This is a genomic window from Pinibacter aurantiacus (genome assembly GCF_019130065.1).
Lineage (GTDB): Bacteria > Bacteroidota > Bacteroidia > Chitinophagales > Chitinophagaceae > Pinibacter > Pinibacter aurantiacus.
On sequence record NZ_JAHSPG010000003.1, the window covers coordinates 296,947 to 316,146 of the forward strand.

16 protein-coding genes are annotated in these 19,200 nt (G+C 41.0%); 6 read left to right on the forward strand and 10 right to left on the reverse strand.

From position 1 onward, the window contains the following. The first annotated feature begins 55 nt into the window (after nucleotides 1-55). Complete coding sequence (locus KTO63_RS07085; RefSeq protein ID WP_232373066.1) at nucleotides 56-1,003, forward strand: isoaspartyl peptidase/L-asparaginase family protein; 948 nt, start codon at nucleotides 56-58, stop codon at nucleotides 1,001-1,003. 88 nt (nucleotides 1,004-1,091) lie between these two features. On the opposite strand, the gene KTO63_RS07090 is transcribed toward KTO63_RS07085, so the two are convergent. After that, complete coding sequence (locus KTO63_RS07090; protein WP_217790535.1) at nucleotides 1,092-1,730, reverse strand: DUF4230 domain-containing protein; 639 nt, start codon at nucleotides 1,728-1,730, stop codon at nucleotides 1,092-1,094. Continuing rightward, a complete protein-coding gene (locus tag KTO63_RS07095; RefSeq protein ID WP_217790536.1) occupies nucleotides 1,723-2,298 on the reverse strand; it encodes a DUF4230 domain-containing protein in 576 nt (191 codons plus the stop codon). Before KTO63_RS07095 ends, KTO63_RS07090 begins: the two co-directional genes overlap by 8 nt. Nucleotides 2,299-2,462: 164 nt before the next feature. On the opposite strand from KTO63_RS07095, the gene KTO63_RS07100 reads away from it, so the two are divergent. The 5 genes from KTO63_RS07100 to KTO63_RS07120 all read left to right on the forward strand — a co-directional run bounded on the left by KTO63_RS07100 (nucleotide 2,463) and on the right by KTO63_RS07120 (nucleotide 7,906). After that, complete coding sequence (locus KTO63_RS07100) at nucleotides 2,463-3,146, forward strand: 2-C-methyl-D-erythritol 4-phosphate cytidylyltransferase (RefSeq protein WP_217790537.1); 684 nt, start codon at nucleotides 2,463-2,465, stop codon at nucleotides 3,144-3,146. Nucleotides 3,147-3,253: 107 nt separating this feature from the next. Continuing rightward, nucleotides 3,254-4,234 carry a GNAT family N-acetyltransferase gene (locus tag KTO63_RS07105; protein WP_217790538.1) on the forward strand — a complete coding sequence of 327 codons (981 nt, stop codon included), beginning with the start codon at nucleotides 3,254-3,256 and terminating at the stop codon, nucleotides 4,232-4,234. Between the two features lie 8 nt (nucleotides 4,235-4,242). Continuing rightward, complete coding sequence (locus tag KTO63_RS07110) at nucleotides 4,243-5,412, forward strand: glycosyltransferase (protein ID WP_217790539.1); 1,170 nt, start codon at nucleotides 4,243-4,245, stop codon at nucleotides 5,410-5,412. Nucleotides 5,413-5,444: 32 nt separating this feature from the next. Further along, the gene (locus KTO63_RS07115; protein WP_217790540.1) at nucleotides 5,445-6,974 is read left to right on the forward strand and encodes an oligosaccharide flippase family protein; all 1,530 of its coding nucleotides are present in this window, start codon (nucleotides 5,445-5,447) and stop codon (nucleotides 6,972-6,974) included. Between the two features lie 26 nt (nucleotides 6,975-7,000). After that, entirely contained in the window at nucleotides 7,001-7,906 is a 906-nt protein-coding gene (locus KTO63_RS07120) for an ATP-grasp fold amidoligase family protein (protein ID WP_217790541.1), read from the forward strand. Between the two features lie 14 nt (nucleotides 7,907-7,920). Here the strand turns inward: KTO63_RS07120 and KTO63_RS07125 are convergent, their stop codons facing one another. From KTO63_RS07125 to KTO63_RS07160, 8 genes are all read right to left on the reverse strand, one after another. Continuing rightward, nucleotides 7,921-8,844 (reverse strand): GNAT family N-acetyltransferase, encoded by a 924-nt coding sequence (locus KTO63_RS07125; RefSeq protein WP_217790542.1) that lies wholly within the window; start codon nucleotides 8,842-8,844, stop codon nucleotides 7,921-7,923. Nucleotides 8,845-8,850: 6 nt separating this feature from the next. Continuing rightward, nucleotides 8,851-11,727, reverse strand: coding sequence for a M1 family metallopeptidase (locus KTO63_RS07130; protein WP_232373099.1), 2,877 nt, complete (start codon nucleotides 11,725-11,727; stop codon nucleotides 8,851-8,853). A gap of 157 nt (nucleotides 11,728-11,884) precedes the next feature. Continuing rightward, the gene (locus KTO63_RS07135; RefSeq protein ID WP_217790544.1) at nucleotides 11,885-13,294 is read right to left on the reverse strand and encodes a sugar transferase; all 1,410 of its coding nucleotides are present in this window, start codon (nucleotides 13,292-13,294) and stop codon (nucleotides 11,885-11,887) included. A gap of 7 nt (nucleotides 13,295-13,301) precedes the next feature. Beyond that, on the reverse strand, nucleotides 13,302-14,276 hold the full coding sequence (locus KTO63_RS07140; RefSeq protein ID WP_217790545.1) for a Gfo/Idh/MocA family protein: 975 nt from the start codon (nucleotides 14,274-14,276) through the stop codon (nucleotides 13,302-13,304). Between the two features lie 265 nt (nucleotides 14,277-14,541). After that, entirely contained in the window at nucleotides 14,542-15,585 is a 1,044-nt protein-coding gene (locus tag KTO63_RS07145; RefSeq protein WP_217790546.1) for a UDP-glucose--hexose-1-phosphate uridylyltransferase, read from the reverse strand. Nucleotides 15,586-15,688: 103 nt separating this feature from the next. Then, nucleotides 15,689-16,885 (reverse strand): galactokinase, encoded by a 1,197-nt coding sequence (locus KTO63_RS07150; RefSeq protein WP_217790547.1) that lies wholly within the window; start codon nucleotides 16,883-16,885, stop codon nucleotides 15,689-15,691. A gap of 75 nt (nucleotides 16,886-16,960) precedes the next feature. Then, on the reverse strand, nucleotides 16,961-17,992 hold the full coding sequence (locus KTO63_RS07155) for a LacI family DNA-binding transcriptional regulator (RefSeq protein WP_217790548.1): 1,032 nt from the start codon (nucleotides 17,990-17,992) through the stop codon (nucleotides 16,961-16,963). 202 nt (nucleotides 17,993-18,194) lie between these two features. Beyond that, on the reverse strand, nucleotides 18,195-19,199 hold the full coding sequence (locus tag KTO63_RS07160; RefSeq protein WP_217790549.1) for a glycoside hydrolase family 43 protein: 1,005 nt from the start codon (nucleotides 19,197-19,199) through the stop codon (nucleotides 18,195-18,197). Nucleotide 19,200 lies beyond the last annotated feature (1 nt).

Consider the following 19,200-nt stretch of genomic DNA (forward strand, 5'->3'; position numbering starts at 1 on the left):
ATATTATTTAATTTCACAGGCATATTTAACCAAATATTTATATCTCATCTAAAATATGTCGAAATACTCATTGGTTATTCACGGTGGTGCCGGTACGATAGTGAAAGAAGACATGACCCCCGAATTGGAACTTGCTTATACAGAAGGATTAAGTGAAGCGCTTGATGCCGGTTTTGCAGTATTAAAAGAAGGCGGTTCTGCGGTAAATGCTATTAAGGCTGCAATCGTTATACTGGAAGACAACCTACTTTTTAATGCCGGCCGAGGCTCTGTATTTACAAAAAAAGGCATACAGGAAATGGACGCAGCGATTATGGATGGCAGTAACCTTGCTGCCGGTGCTGTAACCGGTGTGAGAAACGTTCGCAATCCGATAGAACTCGCTACGGAAGTGATGCGCAACAGCAACCACGTTTTCCTGAGTGGAAAAGGAACAACTGAGTTTGCCATTAAACAAGGCGTTAAATTGGAAGCTGACGACTACTTCTTTTCTCAATTCCGCTATGACCAATGGAAAGCCATTCGCGATTCTGACACTTACTCGCTCGATCATACGCACCAACGATTGGAAGAACTGATGAAAGACAGAAAATTTGGTACCGTAGGTGCAGTAGCCTGCGATATGCATGGCAACATTGCGGGTGCCACCAGCACAGGTGGTATGACCAACAAAAAATATGGTCGCATAGGTGATAGCCCGGTAATTGGAGCCGGCACTTATGCTAACAATAAAACCTGCGCCATTTCATGTACTGGTCATGGTGAAATGTTCATCCGTTCTGTAGCCGCTTACGATGTAAGCGCACTAATGGAATATAAAGGCATGAGCCTCCAGGAAGCGATGGACGAAGTGGTTAATAAAAAACTGGTAAGCATGCACGGTGAAGGCGGTATGATTGGCGTAGATGCCAAGGGAAATACTGCAATGGTATTGAACAGCGCGGGCATGTACCGCGGTGTGAGGGATAGCGATGGCGTGTATGAAGTGAAGATGTACAAATAGCAATAACTGAATAACTGAATAACTGAGTGCTTGATTAAGCAAGATATCTTACACTTTGAACCACTCAATTATTCAGTCATTCAGTTATTCAGTTATTTGCCACCCTCACCACTACTTTCTTATACCCCACTGTTCTCAAAAAATTCTCCATAATTGCTATGCCTTGTGTGTTGGCTTTATTAATCACATCTTGCGCGAGGGCGCGTTGAACAAGTTTATTTTTGATGCGGCTTTTTACCTGCGTTATTTCATCGGGAAGCCAGTCTCCGGTTTCGGAAAAGGTGCTAACATCCGATGGGTTTACGATCACATCCAGAATTTGAGCCTGCGGCAACTGTAATGACACAGAATCTTTTTCTACAAATACATCTTTATCTGTAATCTTTTGCAAGTCAGTGCCAGCAATTACTTTTCCTTTTGCTACCAGCACCACTGTCGCAAAACCTGTAGGCACAGTGCCCGGCACCGCATACTGCAATATTTTCGATATCACATTTTGTTGCGCATACTTGGTTGAATCCATCACCACTTCATCATACACCGTTATGGTAAAAAGCTGGCTTATTTGTTTAATGTCTTTTATTAATATCGGAGTATTGTCTATAACGACAGGCTTGGGTGCAAACACGTCCTGAAAAGAAGGAATAACATCCAGTTTTCTCAAAACAAAAACAAGTACTATCACCAGCAGTACAGTGATAACAATATTTCTAATGCTCTTAATCATGTTGAATATTTATTTCCGGTCTTTTCCCGTAGGAAATGTTTATAGATTCGTAGCCGAGCTTTTTTAAAAAATTGTTTACAAACAACGTTGTATTCTTTTCAGTTGTTTCCATTACGCCCAATTCTTTCACACTATTTCTTATTTGATTTTCGGCCTGGGTAAGTAAGGCGTCTCTTTCTGCATTGTCGAAGTCGTCTCTTAAAACGGATACTTCTTTGTACTCCACTTTTATTTTTTCCGGAGGAATACTTAATGAAAGCATTTGCGGCGGAGGCAGATAGACCGTGATATTTTTCCCCTCTATCACCACATCATTTTCGGCAAGCTTGGTTAGATCCACGCCCGCTTTAATATTTGCCTGGCAGGAAATTAATATTTTACGATCACCAAGTTTGTACCATGTTTGATCATCACTTGCTTTCACAATTTTTGTCACGACATATTCTGTCGTTGCAAGGTTACCCATTTGCCTTAATGCAAGTACCTCCTGTCGCTGATCTGGTGGCTTATGGCACGAAATGACGGCCAGTATTGGAAAAGCTATAGCGCTGTAAAAAAATTTCATCATATTTGCGGAGAGTAATTAATAATTAATAAAGAATAATTAATAGATGTAACATCGTCATAAAAAGATGCAGGCTCTCTTATTATTCGATAATAAACAAAGTTTCTTCCACTCATGAAGATCGCACTATTAATTATTAATTGTTAATTATTAATTATTTATTAGCAATGGAAAAATACGCTGTCATAGTCGCCGGAGGTTCCGGCTTGCGAATGGGAACAACTGTACCTAAACAGTTCCTTGAGATCAATGAAAAGCCCGTTATCTGGTATACATTGAACACCTTCCTGGAATCTTTTGACGACCTCGAGATCATTCTTGTTTTGCCGCAGCATCATGTTGAGACGGGCAAAACCATTATCGCCGATACAATTGATCCCAACCGCATACATATTACAATTGGTGGTGCCACAAGGTTTCATTCTGTAAAAAACGGCCTTGAACTGATAACAAAACATTCTATCATTTTTGTGCATGACGGCGTTAGATGCCTTCTTACTACAGACCTGATCCAACGTTGTTTCCGAGGCGCGATGGACAGGGGCAACGCCATTCCTGCTGTTGTGCCTTTCGATAGTTTGCGCATAGAAACTTTTAACGGCAATGAGATAGTTGACAGAAATAAAGTGCGCGTTATCCAAACGCCTCAAACTTTTTACTCAGATATTATCAAAACCGCCTTCGAGCAGGACTATCATGAAGCTTTTACTGATGAAGCCAGCGTTGTTGAACAACTTGGCATTAAAATACATTTGATCGAGGGGGAAGAAACAAATATCAAGATCACCCGTCCACTCGATCTGTTGATTGCCGAAAAAGTGTTGGAAGAACGCGCCTTAGGATTAAGTTAAAAGTCAAAAGCCTTAACCGCAGTCACACTAACGCAGTTTTGACTTTTTACTTTTTAATTCGAGTTGTACCTTTTTCCTTTTGCCTTTGAAAAAGTTATCTTTAAAAGATGGTTTCCCTATTTGACAAACACAATTTCTTTACGCTGATCAACGATTTTGAGTATGTGCCCTATACTCAAACCGAGGGTTGGTACAAATACAATTCTTTTTCGAAACCTGAAGACGTTGTTTTTATTGTCGATAATGCGGAAGAACCAGCCATCGCTTGCTTTGGTTATGTAAAAAAGTTTTTTGGCCTTCGTCTGTTAATGATCGAAGGCGAGTGTCTTAAAAAGAATAACGTTTCGCGGGAACTTGTTCAATCATTTTTTGAAGACGTCACAAAGCTTGGTTACGACTTTATCGAGGTCAATTCCATCGCCATCTATAATCCCGAGTATGAGATAGGCGTAAGAAGCGCAGGATATTTGAAGCCCGTTGGCACATTCTCGGTGCATCTTTCAAAGGTTATTGATCTGAAAAAAGAAGTTGAGTTTAGTGGTAACTGGCGAAGAAATCTGAAAAAATCGGAGAAGCACCACTTACAATTTGAAGTGATTGAGAATGCTTCACAAAAAGACGTCACAATCTTTCTGGACCTCTATACCAAACTACTGTCTGATAAAAAGATTCATCACAACATTGCACCGGATCAATTGAAATATCTTTTGGCAGATCCTCATTTCAAACTGGCTGTTGCAAAAGATGACAATGGCAAAACGGACGCCGTTTTTATTTTCTTTACCGATAAAACAAATGCAGTTTCGCTATTTACTGCAAAATCCGAGGAAGCAAAGGACAACGGAGCGATGTTTTTTATATATGCAAAACTGCTGGAACACTTACAGCAAACGGGGCATAGTTATTTTGACGTGGGCCGGTTAATGCCTTCAATGACAAAAGAACTAAACGGTGTTTTTGATTTTAAAGACGGTATGAAAGGCGACTATGTAGTCTACAACGACGAATGGTCATGGTACAAAAAAAGCCGTTACCGCACGATTATATATTTTGTGAAGAAATTTTTAATGAAAAAACGAGAAGCCTGATAAACACTATGTCCATAAAGGTTTGTATGATGTCTGCCAGGCACTATTTGCTGGATGGAAGAATTTATAACAGGGAAGCAAAAACATTGCTGGCTAATGGCTACGAGGTTCTCCATATTGGTTATGGTAACGAGGACAAACACTATTTCACTGAAGATGGCGCTGAAATCATACAACTAAAAAAACTTAAAAAAGGCGGTTCATTTAAAACAGCTTTTCAATCTTTGAGACAGTCTTTTCTTGCAGATATTTTTGAAGCTGCGGCAAAGGCTAAAGCAGATGTTTATCATTTGCATGATATCGAGTTGTGCAGAATAGCTCGCAAGCTTCAACGACTCCCGCATAAACCTAAGGTTATCTATGATGCGCATGAACCTTATTTTGAAAACTTCCTGGATTTCCGGAAATATCATTCATTGCCGAAAACGCTCTTTAATGACATTCCAGCTTTGCTGGCAGAAAAAAGTTTTTTAAAAAAAGCAGATCTGCTGATTGCTACGGAAAGCAATGTGGGTGAACGCTTCGCGAGAATAAATCCTCACACAGCTGTTATTCATAATTATTCATATTCTGATGAGAACCTCATTCAATCAGTCGAAAAAAAATACGATCTTGTTTACAGTGGCACTATAAATGAGGAAAGAGGCATTGAATTTATCGTGGACGCCGTATACGAATGCAAGAAAAGAGGCGTAGATGTTTCCTGCGTCATTGTTGGAAACTTCGAGACTAAGCACCATGAAGACAGCGTGAAAAAGAAGATCGCAACTTATAACCTGGATTCCCAATTTCATTTTCCCGGTCATATTGCTTTTGATGATGTGTTTAGTTTTTATAACGAAAGTAAAATTGGCGTTTGTTTACTTCCACGGAACAGAACCTTTAAGATTACGCTTCATGTAAAGTTGTTTGAGTACCTGCATTTTGGCTTACCTATAATTGTTTCCAATTTTGGACACATGAAGGATATTGCAGAAACTGACAAAGTGGGTTTTGCCGTCGATCCTTATGACGCATCGGAGGTAGCAGATAAAATATTGTATTTGCTGAAGGATGATCGCTGGCAGCAGTATTCAAACAGATGCATTGAAGTTGTGAGAAAAAAATACACCTGGCAAGAAGAGGCCAAGAAATTTTTAACCCTATATAAAAACATGTTGTCGCAAGAAGAAAAATAGTCCATCGGTTTCTTCTTAAAAGATTGTAAGTAATGAAAGCGTCGTCCAGAGTAATATTTAATACGGGAGTACAATATGCCAGAACATTTATTGGTGCGTGTATTGCGTTGTATTCTTCGCGAATAATTCTAAAATCTCTGGGCGCCAGTGACTATGGAATTTACAATCTGGTGGCAGGCGTTGTAACTTTTATTGGATTCATTAATCTTGCCCTTTCCTCAACCACTCAGCGTTACCTTTCATTTTATCATGGCAAGAACAATGAGAAACTGCAGGCAAAGATCTTCACCAATAGTGTTATCATTCAATTTGTCGTAGGTCTTGTTCTTGCGCTCACAATGTTTTCGTTGACCCCTCTTATCTTCCACAAGCTTCTAAACATTCCAACCGACAGAATGGCTGCCGCAATCGCGGTGTATTACAGCATGATAGCAGTTGTATTCTTCTCTCTCATCACAGTTCCTTACACAGCTACATTAATTGCACATGAAAACATTCTATTCTCTTCTATTGTACAAATTGTCGAATCGATATTGAAATTGATTGTCGCACTATCGCTGCTTTTTATTCTAAAAGACAGATTAATTTATTACGGCATCATGATGGCAGCAATTATTGTCATCGATTTTTTTGCATATACTATTTATTGCAGAAAGCATTACAAGGAATGCAGGCATATTTCCCTGAAATTGTTTGACAAAAAATTACTTAAAGAAATCTTCTACTTTTCCGGTTGGATGATCTATAGTGCAGTTTGCATTGTAGGGCGAACGCAAGGAATAGCCGTAATTTTCAACAGATTTTTTGGCACACTGATCAACGCCGCATATGGTATTGCACAACAGTTGTCCGGGCAGGCCGCTTTTGTATCGAGCTCACTATTAAATGCAATCAGGCCACAAATAATTAAAGCAGAAGGCGGCCTGAACCGCGAAAGAATGTTGCGGCTGGCGGAAATAGCAAGCAAATTTTCATTCCTTTTGTTGGCCATGGTCGTTATACCGGCAGTGTTTGAAATGAAGACAATTTTAAGCATCTGGCTCGCAGAAGTGCCTGCGCATGCAATTGTATTTTCCCAGATCATGCTCTTATCAATCCTGATGGACCAATTAACTGTAGGGCTGGCATTTGCAAATCAGGCCATTGGTAATGTGAAAAAATATTCATTTGCCATCAACACAATTAAGCTGGCGGCATTTCCACTTGCTTATTTATCTCTGAAATTCAACGGATCCCCTACTTCCGCAATGATGTGTCTGTTATTGGTTGAAACGCTTTCATCAATCCTGCGTTTGTTTTTTCTAAGGAACGTGGAGGGACTTCAAATAAGCAGTTTTGTTAAGAAAGTTTTTCTTCTGGAAATATTTCCTGTCGCATCCATCGTCGCAACCTCATGGTTTTGTCATAACGTATTTCCATATTATTTATTCTGGATATCCTTTTTAGTTTCTATTATAGTGCTTTGTAGTGCAACTTATTATACAGGCTTATGTGATGATGAAAAAGTAATTATCAATGAGGTTCTTTTGAAAATAAAAAGGAGATTTGCAAAAACCAGATAGTTCGAAATTCTGTGCGATAAATGTCTATGGTAAAAAAAATAATCAAAAAAATACTTCCGGATTTTCTTTTACAAAAGGTCAGATATTTTTATTGGAGAAACCGGGCCAAAAAACTGAGTGAGAATATTTTCTTTGATGTTTTTAAAAGACCAATAGACTGGGAACATCCCAAAGACCTGAATGAAAAAATTCACTGGCTTAAATTCTATTCAGATACCACCTTATGGTCCGAACTGGCCGACAAGTATAAAGTCAGAGAATATGTAAAGAATAAAGGCCTGGGGCATATGCTCAACGAACTATACGCCAAATTTGAAAAAGCAGAGGATATTGATATCTCCGCACTTCCTCAATCTTTTATAATGAAGATCAATAACGGATGCGGTGGAGCGCTGGTCGTAAACGATAAAAGTCTTTATAATAATAAGGATGTAAGAAAGTATTTCCGGAAACAGGCAAAAGAAAACTTTTTCGTGTTTACCGGAGAATGTCACTACGGTAACATTACACCTTGCATTACTGCTGAAAAGCTTTTAACTGAAGATCTAAAGGAGTATTCTTCACGCCTGATCGACTATAAGTTTTTCTGTTTCGATGGCAAACCGGAGGCAATACTTGTGTACTTAAATGCCTATACGCCTGAGCAGATTGTTTTACTCTACGACTTAGAGTGGAATAAGACGAATGACATTTTACCATTGTATTCCAGCAACATAGATGTGCCCCGGCCAAAATCATTAAAGGAAATGATCAGTGCATGTAAGCAATTAGCACAGGGAATACCTCACGTAAGAGTCGATTTTTATGAAATAGGCGGGAAACCCATTTTTGGAGAGTTGACATTTACGTCTGGCGCCGGATTCATGGAACGCTTTACCGAAGAAGCACTAAACAGGTGGGGAGACCTTGTAACGCTACCGCCCCGCAAATAAGTACATTAATTGTTTTACTGTTTCATCAATGATAATGGCCAGGGCAGCCGGTTTATTTTAATGTGCAAATAACTTACTGGAACAGATCCAAACTGCTTATTAAAAAAAGCAATGCCCTCGATATCAGACCCTTCGAATCTAAAAGTGTTTTTTCGAAGTTTGGCGTCCTCGATCGCCCGATGTGTCAAAAAATAAAATGCGCCCATCTCTTTGCCAGCTGCGTTACTTCCTCCTAACAAAGAGTAGGCATACCGTTGATCATGCAATACCAAATAAAACGCAATCAATTCTCCACCATGAAATGCTCCGTACGTACTAATATTTTTCTTATCAAGTGCAAAGTTACAAACGGCTGCCAGCCTTTTGTAGTCCGCGTCACTAATTGACCGGTGCACATCCTGGTAATTTTCTTTGTATTTGCTTATTATAGAATCAATACTTACTTCATTTGAAAAAATGATATCAGACGATAAAGCCACGTTTATTTTTCTCTTTGCTAAACGATTGTAGCTTTTGTTGCCATCGTATTCATTAGTACAGGGGATTAAATAGTTTGTACGGCTTACAGTAGAGATGCCAGGGTCTGTGACATTGTCCTTCGATGCAAATTCATTTATGTCTATATCAACAAACTTGAATGCGGCAGGGATAGCTTTAATAAAATCTTTTAGCGCTATCTTGTTGCCTGGTTTATAAAAAGGGCCTAAAGAGGCAGTAAAGTAAGGTTGATATAAATACTTTATTCCGTATTTGCTTTTCCAGGTCAACGGCATTACTACATCGTAGTCGCCCACCACCAGTGCGTCCCAGTTATCGGCCATTTCATCCAGCCACCAGGATCGGGCATAGATCAGGCCATTGGGCGCAACCTCCACGCAAGCATTCCACTTTTCGATATCAATTTCCCTGCGTTGTATGTAGCTTATCGTTTCACTCATGAATGGTTATAGAGGCACTTTGGTGCCAAATATTTTTCGCAACGTAAGATTTTGAATGTCTATGCTAAATGAGATTCGCTTGCCAAATGTGTTGGTTGCCGGATCTGTTTGCAATTCGTCTTTAAAGTCTTTGCTGTATACAAGCGGCGCATAAATGTTGATGACATTTTTAAGCAACGATAACTGCAAACCACCAACATATAATATCCTGCTGCCTGTATAAGTTACGTCATCTTTTGACCAAGCATCAGCGGTTGTGCCAAAATCGAAGAATAACTTCAACGGTATCCATTTTGGAAAAATCTGGTAAGGCAGGGAGGTATTCAAATTAATCGCCGCAACCCAATTATCAGAGCGGTTTGGCAACGATGCGAATTGATCTGTATGCAGAATCTTTAAATCTCCATCACGCATCATTGTTTGCTGACTTGCAACTCCATCGTTATCGTTTCTTCCAAAAAAATAATTGCTGTAGGTATAATCTTCATTTCCTTTTACTGCCGTAAGTTTTGGCATGTAGCGATAATTTTCAAATAGCTTGGTTGTTGTGCGGCTGCCTATATAACCAAACTTCGCTGCAAACAAACGGACACTTGCTCCCCCACCTTTTGCATAATTTAAGAAATAGTTTCCGGTAATGGTTGCCTTCCAGAATGACGCACCCTGCTGCAACTGCAGTTTAGCATCGTAAGGATATATTACACGGTTGTTATCTATTCCAAAAGTCAATTGATTTAAGTATCTGGTGGAATATGTGTTTGGAGACGGATAGTAATTAGAGTCTGTTATTTTCTGCACATATTGGAAATTGTTTTCTCCAATAAAATAAGTCTTCCATTCAATCCATTTATGAATAGAGTTTAACATCGACTTGTTTGCAAAATCGATTCTTAGAGTTGGAACCAGTTTATAAAATCCGGCAAATACTTTGGCGCCGTTGCTATCCACTCCATCGTTGGTAGAGAACTTTGCTCCACTCAATGCCAGTTCAATATGCTTTATTTTTTGCGATGGCTGGTACCAGTTGTATCCAACACGCCCAATGCCGGTAAACGTTTTGCTTACCGTTCCATACATCGGCGCAAGCACATATTGCAAACGAGGCAAAGGCAACTGATAGTTGTGTATTAAAGCGCCTACCATGAAATGATCGTAGTCGTTAAATCCGACTGCGGGTAAAAGCGAAATCCATTTTTTCTTATCAATAAAACGCAAACTCAGCAGCCATCCCTGGGCTAATGTCTTCTGCGTTTTATTGTCAATCGCACCTTTCTGATCCAACTTTGCCCAGAGATCGTCAATGGCTTGACCGCTTGTTTTCTCTACTACATTTTTAAAATCTTCCGGCTGCGGATGTTTGAACTGCCATTGCCTGTAATACTCATGCATACAAGAGTCGAACATGGTAGTGCCTAACTTTTGCTCTAGCGCCTTCATCCACTCGCCCGTTTTGGTATAAGTGATCAAGCCATAATTGAGCTCCGTAAACTGATCAGCAGGAATATTGATCGGTTGATCCTGCCTGATGCCTTCGACACTTGCCAGTGTCAAAGCATCAATAGTACCGGGCGAGCCGCTCCTGTGATCGTAGTAAGTATTGAACCCTTCATCCATCCAGGCATATGTACGCTCGTTGGTTGCCAAAACTCCCTGCAACCAGTTATGGCCTACTTCGTGGAATATAGTTTCTTCAACCGTAAGGGCATCATCGGCAGGCGCAATCATTGTGATGGTTGGATATTCCATGCCGCTGTACGTCTTTGTAACCGTATTCTCCTGAACGGCACTCACAGTGTTAAACGGATATTCGCCCAGCCATTGTGAATGTTTTACGATCGCATCTTTTATAAACCGTATGCTGTTTACCCAATTGTTGGCTTGTGATTTCAAATAAAACGCCCATACATTAATCACTCTTCCGGATTGCAATTGCAGCGTATCTTTTCTTACAATGAAATTTCGATTTGCAAACAACGCGAAGTCGATAACGTTGTTTTGAATGTAGTGTAGCGTTTTAGTCGGTAGTTGTTTGTTGTTAGTTGTTAAGTTTTGTGACGCAGTAGTTTTGTTTTTTGCTTTAGCCGTTGAGTGTTTAGTGTTCGTCGGCTTTTTCTTTGCAGGCGCCGTCTTTTTTCCTTTTGCTTTTTGACTTTTGACTTTTTCCTTTTGAATTTCTCCAGGTTGCTTTGCTTTTTCTTCCAGCCACGCCAGTTCATCTTCATTTTGCAAGTCGCCGGTTGCAGCCACTACAAAGTCTTTAGGCAGTGTGATCGTTACATCGTAGTTACCAAATTCACTGTAAAATTCGCCTTGGTCAAGATAAGGCATTTCGTGCCAGCCCTTCCTGTCGTACACTGCCGGCTTTGGAAACCATTGTGTGAGCTGGTAAGAATTTCCAAGATGACCACCACGCGAAAAATTATATGGCAGCTGTACATGAAACGGAGTTGTGATGGTTATCGTTTTTCCCGGTGCCAGTGGTATTGGCAGCATCACTTTTACAACGTCTATGTATTGCGGATGATCTTCGGTTTCAGCGGTTAGTCCATCTATTTTAAAATCAAGCCTGTTGATATAACCGCGTTGTGTTTTATTGGAAAAATAAAAATCCGTTCTTCCGTTTCTCAGCAATTGCTCGCTGAAAGCGGTTTTATCATTCTTATAGGCATTGGGCCAAATGTGAAACCAAATGAATTTTAAAGTATCTGGAGAATTGTTGGTGTAGGTGATCGTTTCAAATGCATCAAGGGTCTGATCAATATCATTAAGTGTGACCTTGATCTCGAAATTTGCCTGCTGCTGCCAATAGCCATTTTGTGAATATGATGGCAAGCTGCAAATGCATACAAAAGCCAATAAGAAAAATGTAAGGTTAAGGCGCATTTTCAAAAATAGGAAAAATGGTTGGCAGTCGTAGGGGCGAATTGCATTCGCCCTAGCTGCACCCAAACGGTGCAACAAAATATATGCAAGAATCCTGCATTGTATTACACGTTCAACTTGCATCAGGGCGAATGCAATTCGCCCCCACAATTTTCAATTATTTCCCCTTTCCGGTAAAAATAATCCTCAGCGTATATATCATGATTTTGAAGTCGAGAGAAAGAGAAATGTTCTCGATGTACACAAGATCGTACTGCATTCGGGTGATCATCTCATCTATGTTTTCTGCGTAACCAAATTGAACCATACCCCACGAGGTAAGACCCGGCTTTACTTTTAGCAGGTATTTGAAATAAGGTGTTTTTTGAAGGATCTGGTCAATGTAAAACTGGCGCTCGGGACGGGGGCCGACCAAACTCATTTCGCCTATTAAAATATTCCACAATTGAGGTAGTTCGTCAAGGCGCCATTTGCGCATGGTTTTACCCCATTTGGTGATGCGTGGGTCATTTTCTGATGAAAGAGCCGGACCATTTTCCTCGGCGTCCACTCTCATTGATCTGAATTTGTAAATGATGAATGGCTTGCCTTTGTAACCGGTTCTCTCCTGCTTGTATATAAGCGGCCCTTTAGAGGTAAGCCTTACCCGAATGGCCACAAACAACAACAGTGGAGACAATACTACAAGACTAACAAATGATGCTGCGATATCAATTAAACGCTTTACGTTTTGCTGCCAGCCGGTAAGAAGGCCGGTGTTGATCTCTGCCAGCAATGGCGTGTACACATTATTTGTTTTCACAGAGCCGGAAACAATGTCGAGTGTTTTAGGAATGATCTTTACTTCCACGTCCTTCTCGCTGAGCTTTTCCAGCAACGCTTCTATGTCTTCGTGATGCGACTTGTCCATTGCCAGCACCACTACTTTTATATCGTATTTATACAGCACCTCGTCTAATGAACTTAGTGCACCCAAATAAGGAAGCTCATCTGAAAAACCATTTTTATGAGCGCTTAAAAAGCCGGCATAATAGTAGCCAGTCAGGTGAAGCAGGCCTTTCGTTTGCGTGTATATTTCGTATGATGTGGCGTGATCTCCTACGAGCAAAGCATTGAATTTTATGTCTCCATTTTTCAATTGTCTCTTTGTAAGGGAAAGCAGTATCCATCTACCTAAAAAAGTAATAAAGAATTGCAGAAAAAGAAAAGAGAAAAAAGCAATGTAGTAAAACGAAAGTGTGCGTCTCACATCATTCACCCTCAAAATGAAGAACATGCAAACGCAACCAATAAGCGAGCAAATGAAGGTTATATTAAATTCATTGAGTCGCGATTTTTTATACAACGACTCATAGCACCCAACGATAAAATAAATGATCACCCACGCAAGTGGCATTAAAAATAAGCCGATGGCAAAAGGTGGATTTATCCGGAACTGTTCTGAAAATGAAAATGGAATTTTCAGGAGTTCACACCGGATGGCGTAAAACAAAATCCATGTTAGCAATGCCGCCAGGGCATCGCTAACAATATACCATGCATAAGGAATCTTTTTATTTGATAGCATTCAAGACTTATGCGTTAATAGTAGTGTTTTTTATCTTATTAAGTATTTGGTGCGCTATTTCCATTGCCCTGTAACCATCCACTGCAGATACAATCGGCGGGGTATTGTTCACAATAGCGTCACGGAACTTTTCTAGTTCCATTTTTATAGCGTTTACTTCAGGCACCAACGGGTTGGCAACAGCAATTGTTTTTTTGCCGTGGTTTGTTTCTATGTCAAATTCAAAAACGTTGGCATCTTCCTCAGTTTTTAATTTGATCACCTCTGTTTTCTTATTCAGGAAGTCCATGCCAATGTAAGCGTCTTTTTGGAACAGACGCATTTTGCGCATTTTCTTCATAGAAATTCTGCTGGAAGTAAGATTCACCACGCAACCATTGTTAAATTCTATGCGAACGTTGGCAATGTCGGGCGTATCTGACATAACAGCTACCCCACTCGCAGAAATAGATTTTACTTCGCTTTTAACAAGCGTGAGGATAATGTCGATATCGTGAATCATTAAATCCAGGACTACGCTTACTTCTGTACCTCTTGGGTTAAATTGCGCAAGACGATGCACTTCAATGAACATGGGGTTCAGCTCCAGGCCTTGTGTAGCGAGATATGCGGGATTGAAACGTTCTACGTGTCCTACCTGCATTTTTATGTTGGATTCGCGGGCAAGGTTTACCAGCGTTTTTGCTTCGTCTATTGTATTTGCCAAAGGCTTTTCCACGAAAACGTGTTTGCCTTTACGAATGGCTTTCTGGCAAAGGTCAAAATGGAAAGTTGTCGGCGCCACAATATCTACTGCGTCACAGGCATCAATCAGTTTTTCAGGATCGAGAAAACGGGCAAGCTGATATTTATCAGACACTTCCTGCGCCATCGAATCATTTGGGTCGTAAAAACCTACCAACTCAACGTCTTTTATCTCCTTCCAGTTGTTCAAGTGAAATTTACCCAAATGGCCCACGCCGAATACACCTATTTTAAGCATCTATTGAATTTTGCTCAAATATAGGAAGGAAGAATTAGGAATCAGGAATTACGAGTTAGGAATTAGACGAGCGGCTACCCGCAGCCGGCTGCGGAAACAAAAAGGGCTCAACTGCAAGTGCAGTCAAGCCCAATGAAACAAAAACCATAATAACAACAACTTTTTTTGCCACCGGCACCGAATACACTGAGAAAAAAATTCATTTCAAACCTCTCTGCGTTCTCTGTTCCTCTGTGGCAATATATTTAAGATGCGAAGCATCTCCCTACTTCTTCTTATAATGCACTGTTGGCAACGCCTTTAATCTCTCTGCTGCGAATTCCGGTGAAATATCGCGTTGAGGATTTGCCAGCATTTCGTAACCCACCATAAATTTCTTAACAGTTGCCGAACGCAACAATGGCGGATAGAAGTGCATGTGCCAATGCCATTCAGGATGCTCGCCATCATTTACCGGTGCTTCGTGCATGCCTGCAGAATACGGGAAAGATGTTTCGAACAAATTATCGTAGCGGATGGTAAGATTTTGGAGTATCTCCGCAAATGCCTGTTTTTCCTCTGCCGTAAACTGAACCACTGACTGCACATGACGTTTGCTGATGATCATTGTTTCGTATGGCCAAACTGCCCAGAATGGTACGAGTGCTACGAAGTGATCATTTTCTGCAATTATCCTTTCCTGCTTTTTCAGTTCCAGCTTTAAGTAGTCCGCCAATAAGCTGCGGCCATGCTGCTCGTAATATTTTTTCTGCTGCTGCAATTCTTTGAAAACTTCCAGCGGAACATTTTGTGATGCCCATATCTGACCATGCGGATGTGGATTGCTGCAACCCATGATCTCACCTTTGTTCTCAAATATCTGAATGTATCTGATGATTGGGTTTGCGCTAAGTTCTTTCACTTGTCCTGCCCACAGATCGATCACTTTTGTAATCGCACTTACTTCCATTTCAGGCAAAGTGAGGTCATGACGCGGGGAAAAGCAAATTACTTTGCAAATTCCTTTTTGGGAAGTTGCCACGAGTAAACCCTCTTCATTCAACTCACCGTCCGGCGTGTCTTTCAATAATGCAGAGAAATCATTTACGAAAACGTAAGGCTCGGTGTATTGCGGATTGTTGTCGCCGTCTGCTCTTTTATTTCCCGGACACAAATAACATGTCGGGTCGTATTCCGGTCTTTGCGCGCCACCGGCAGCTTCCGTTTTTCCCTGCCATGGTCTTTTGCTGCGATGCGGCGACACCAGCACCCATTCGCCTGTGAGGAGGTTTACGCGGGTGTGAGGATGTTCTTTATAGTCGAAATGCATTTGAATTAATAATTAATAATTAAGAATTAATAGGTGTGAGACCTGGGGTATTTTCCGGTATCAGTTTTAACGCGACACAGAAAGAATTATTAATTATTAATTATTAATTCTTAATTACCACTGTTGTTCCTTCGCCAATCTCCGCTACATACGCTTTCATCACCAAGCCCGTAGCTTTTTCGTAAGCTTCGCCAACGTGGGTGATGAGATCGTCGATTGCTTCTTCTTTAACGATGTTGATAGTGCAACCACCGAAGCCGCCGCCCATCATTCTTGCGCCTAACACGTTCGGGTTATCTTTTACATACTCAACAAGAAAATCAAGCTCGCTGCAGCTTACTTCATATTTTTTGCTAAGTCCTTCATGTGTTTCAAACATTTTTTTACCGAAGGAAACAAGATCATTTTTCTTCAAATCTTCGCAACCTGTGATGAGACGATTGATCTCTTTTACTACGAACAAACAACGGTCGTACACCACACTGTCAACAGGCTTAATGCACTCTTCCACCATTTCAACGGTGGCATCACGCAATGACTTTACATGCGGATATTTTTTGTTGATCAACGCAGCGCCTTCTTCACACTCTTCACGGCGTTTGTTGTACGCGGAAGAAGCAAGAGAATGTTTTACCTGTGTGTCCAACAATACGATGCGGTAACCATCTATTTCGAAAGGAATATATTCGTACTCAAGTGTGCGGCAGTCGATTTTTATCAAGTGGTTTGTTTTACCAAACACGCTTGCAAACTGATCCATGATGCCGCATTTTACGCCCACAAATTCGTTCTCTGCTTTTTGCGCCATTTTCACAAGATCAATTTTATCTATGTTGAAGCCGAACAAAGCACTCAAAGCCGCGCCGGTTGCACACTCGATCGCTGCGGATGAGGAAAGACCTGCGCCCATTGGAATATTGCCGGTAATAAATGCATCAAAGCCTTTTACTTCGTAGCCATTTTTCTGCAATTGCTCTACCACTCCCAAAATATAGTTGGGCCATGATTTCTGATATTTTTTCAACTCGCCAACAGTCGTTGAATAAGTATCATTAAAATCAAGGGAACTTAAATGAATAACATCATCTTGTCTTGGAGTAACGGCCATATAAGTTGTCTTGCTGATTGCGGCAGGCAAAACAAGACCGTCGTTATAGTCAACGTGCTCACCAATGAGGTTTACACGTCCTGGAGAAAACACTACCACTGATTCATCGGTGATGTATTTCTGTAAATTTTCGGGGATCTTATGGCCAAGATCGTTTAAAGCGCTAACTGCTTTGGCATTCTCTGCATTCATTCTGTTATATTTTGCGTAAACGTTTGCACAAATGTATAAATATTTTGAATTCTGTCAACTGATTTTTTCAAAAATTTAGCGTTGGGACGAAGCTCTTGGCTGAAGCAGGGGTTCCAGGATCACTTTTTTATTGTCCACATTGCGCACCACTTTCTTGTTGATCATGTCCATGATCAGGTTGAAAGCTTCCTTGCCCATCATCACGGTTTGTTGATCCACACTGGTTAATGCGGGTGTAATGTGCTCGTCAAACTCCTCATTGGCAAAACCCACAACGCCAAATTGCTCGGGGATCTTGATCTTGTTTTCCTTCAATTCCTTAATTACCCCCAGCGCCGTAAAATCTTCCACGGCGAAAATAGCATCTGGGGGCTCCGGCAAGGTCAGGAAATATTTTACCGCTTCTTTACCTGATTCTATGGAAACGTTTCCGGCAAATACCAGTTCTTTTTCGAACGGCAGCTTATGTGCCTTTAATGCCGCTTTATAGCCTCGCAAGCGCTCCGCGAAAATTTTCAGATGCTGCTGGCCGGAGACGTGGGCAATTCTTTTATAGCCCTGGTTGATAAGATGCTCTGTTGCGAGATAGCCACCCTTAAAGTCATCGACCACTACATATGGAATGGAAGTATCATCATGAGTACGGTCGAAAAACACGATGGGCACGCCTTTATCACGAGCTTCCAAATAGTGGGAAATATCTCTTGTGTCTTTTGCAATGGAAGCAAGTATACCATCTACCCTGGCGCTCAGGAAAGCTTGAATGCCCTTCTTCTCATATTCTGTGTCTTCGTTGGATTGATAGATAAGCACGTTGTAGCCTCGCTCATTAGCCAGTGTTTCAATACCATGCACAACGGAGCCAAAGAAGTTGATCTTGGCACTTGGTATAATGACACCAATAACATTTGTTTTACCGGAACGCAGTGAAGAAGCGACACGATTGCGAGTGTAATTCAATCTGTCGGCCACTTCTGCAACGGCCTGCCGGGTTGCTTCACTAATGCGCGGATGATTGTTCAATGCACGGGATACTGTTGCCGCCGTTACGTTTAATTCCTTTGCTATATCCTGGATAGTAGTATTTCTTGATGTGGACTTACTCATATTATAAGGCAAGTGGTTAGTAACGAGGCTAAGGTAGGAATTAGTTGAGAGTTGAGAGTGGAAAGTGGAGAGTTAATTGAAAATTGAAAGTTGAAAGTTGAAAATGACTTCTAAGTATTGCACCTTCAGTGATTACATTTTCTCAACTCTCAACTCTCAACTCTCAACTCTCAACTCTCAACTCTCAACTCTCAACTCATTTTCAATTTTCAACTAAAACCGGCCATCCATTCTTATAAACAATCTTCTTCAAACACATTACTCGTCCATAATAATGGTTGCCTTCGGGACCGGCCTTTACGGTAGCTTTTTTGATGGCGTGAAAGGCGATCCACGTTTGGCCGTTGTTGTCGCGGAAAATAGAATTGTGGCCGGGCGCCAGCCACACGCTATCTTTTTCGAGGATCACGCTTTTGTTGGTGCCGTTGTTTGTACCCAACGTTTCGAAAGGACCAAATGCATTTTTTGATCTTGCTACGAGTACTGCATAGTTGGCTTTGTTGCCGCAGCAATTATCTCCTGAGTAATAGAGATAATAGTGGTCGTTTGCATAATCGACCCATCCGCCTTCTATGAGGTGTGTGTATTCTTTTTCTTTACCGGGCCAAACCATTGGTTGTGGCGCAGAACCTGTTTTGAAATGTTGCCAGTCAGTTTCCATTTCCTGTACTTTTATGGGCTCAAAGGCTGAACCCCAATACAGCAGCTTCTTTCCGGACTTTGGATCGATGAGCGCCTTAGGATCGATGTTGATAAATGACTTGCCGCAAATGAGGGGAGAACCTTTGTCAACAAAAGGCCCTTCGGGCTTATCAGCAAATGCAACGCCGAGACATTTATCGGTTGTTGTATCATCTGATTTACCTGAGTAAAACATTACGTACTTATTGAGCGATTGATCGTAGATGACATCGGGCGCCCAAAAGTCTTGTGTGGTGCTCGCCCATGAAGGCTTTTGCGGCAGCGCATCTCCTTCTATTTTCCAATGCTGCAGATCTGTTGAAGAAGCAATCCTTATGTTCAATGTCTTTCCCTGATAAGATCCGTTAGTGGCATAGGCAAAATATTTTCCATGCACATTGATCACCGTAGGATCAGGAAAATCCATGTCCAGCACGGGATTGGTCACGGCGATGCTTTTCTTTTGAGCATCGCAGCAAAAGAAAAGCAACACTAAAAAGGCAATCGTTAGAATGTTATGTTTCATA